Annotated in this window: 3 protein-coding genes and 1 pseudogene; 2 read left to right on the top strand and 2 right to left on the bottom strand. The window is 63.5% G+C overall.

Annotated elements, in window-relative coordinates; all coding sequences use genetic code 11:
• Window positions 1-125: 125 nt before the first annotated feature.
• Together FFT21_RS28480 and FFT21_RS28475 are read left to right on the top strand one after the other, a co-directional pair.
• Complete coding sequence (locus FFT21_RS28480) at window positions 126-449, top strand: transposase family protein (RefSeq protein ID WP_225978853.1); 324 nt, start codon at window positions 126-128, stop codon at window positions 447-449.
• Between the two features lie 19 nt (window positions 450-468).
• A pseudogene (locus FFT21_RS28475) lies at window positions 469-753 on the top strand (transposase domain-containing protein); the annotation flags it as partial.
• 172 nt (window positions 754-925) lie between these two features.
• Here the strand turns inward: FFT21_RS28475 and FFT21_RS29425 are convergent.
• Window positions 926-1,327 (bottom strand): transposase, encoded by a 402-nt coding sequence (locus tag FFT21_RS29425; RefSeq protein ID WP_225978854.1) that lies wholly within the window; start codon window positions 1,325-1,327, stop codon window positions 926-928.
• 52 nt (window positions 1,328-1,379) lie between these two features.
• Window positions 1,380-1,532: integrase core domain-containing protein (locus FFT21_RS28470; RefSeq protein ID WP_137816618.1), on the bottom strand; the 153-nt coding region annotated here is incomplete at its 5' end.

The following is a 1,532-nucleotide window of genomic DNA, read 5'->3' as shown; positions in this document are numbered from 1 at the left end:
AAGAACTGGAAGATACTTGCCACCGGCTTTCGAGGGCGCCTCGCCGAGCTTCCGAATGTCATCCGAATCGTCACCGCACTGGAGTTCTACCGACTTGGCTGGTAAGGGCTCTGAATAACGCTCCCTTGCCTGGGGCAATGCATGACCGAAAATCGTTTACTGAGTGCGGCTGGGAAGATCTTCTGGCCGATGTCCCAGTCATCGCCGACCCTGCCTACCAGGGAACTCACGCAATCACGCCTCGCAAGAAACCCAAGGGTGGCGAGCTCTCTATCGGCGACAAGGCAAACAACAGGGTGATCTCCTCACTGCGCTCTGCCGTCGAACGATGCATCGCCCATGTCAAGAACTGGAAGATACTTGCCACCGGCTTTCGAGGGCGCCTCGCCGAGCTTCCGAATGTCATCCGAATCGTCACCGCACTGGAGTTCTACCGACTTGGCTGGTAAGGGCTCTGAATAACGCTCTAAGCTTGTGGGGTCGTTGAAGTCGATGGAGTCCTGGCGTGATGATTGGCGGGTTCCATCGACGTCGGCTATTACGCAGGCTCGGCAGCGGTTGGGGTGGGAGCCGTTGCGTGTGTTGTTCGAACGTGTGGCGGTTCCGGTCGCGGGGCGGGGCACGAAAGGGGCGTGGCTGGGGTCACGTCGGTTGATGGCGATCGACGGGTTCATGCTCGATGTCCCGGACACCGCCGAGAATGAAGCTGAGTTTGGGCGACGGAGCAACGGTCCGAAGAATAGTGCTTTCCCTCACCCTGACTTTTCACGGCGGTCGGTGAGTGGGTGGGGAGGTTGTGTTTTGTTGTGGTGTGGCTGGTTTTTGTGGCCTGGGCGTGGTGGTTGCCCGGCTGTCGGGCCGGGTAGCCGGGGGTTCCACAGGCCCCGGGGTCCTTTCTTTGGTCGCGGGGACGGGTTCGTGCTGGTTAGGGCGCTTGCGGCAGGGAGGTGATGCGCTGCCATGCGTTCACGATCTGGTTGGCCCAGGGCCAGGTGCGGGGAACTTTGAGTCGTCGTCGCCGGCCGCCGCGGACGAGCCGGGCCGCGGCGTGCAGGATCCGGTAGCGCAGTGTTTTGGGCTCGGCTGTGGCCAGGTGGCCGTCCAGGGCGAGGAGCTTGAGCCAGGCGAGCAGGATGGCGGCGGTCATGGATGCGGTCAGCCAGGCGGTGTTGATCGCGAAGTCGTGCGAGGGGAACCGGCCCAGGCCGGTGTCCTTGCCGGTGCGGATGCAGTCCTCCACCCGCGCGTGCACCCGGTGCGCGGCGTCGATGTACTGCGACTGCCCCAGCCACCCCTTCGTGGTCTCGGGACGGTTGGTGACCCACAGCGTGTAGCGCCACCCGTCCTGTGGAGTTCCCCCCGATGACCGGACGCCTGGCTTATGCGGCTTGGGTGGACGGTAGCAGGCGGTCTGTGCGCTGGTGATGCTCCCATTCGATGGGCGTGAGATAGCCGAGGGCGGAGTGCAGCCGCCGCCGGTTGTACCAGGTTTCGATCCAGCGAAAGATCTCACGCCGGGCTTCGTCGCGGGT

It is taken from the genome of Gandjariella thermophila (assembly GCF_005405885.1).
Taxonomy (GTDB): Bacteria; Actinomycetota; Actinomycetes; order Mycobacteriales; family Pseudonocardiaceae; genus Gandjariella; species Gandjariella thermophila.
Note: the sequence above shows the minus strand (reverse complement) of the source record. Positions and strands in the feature narration are given on the sequence as shown.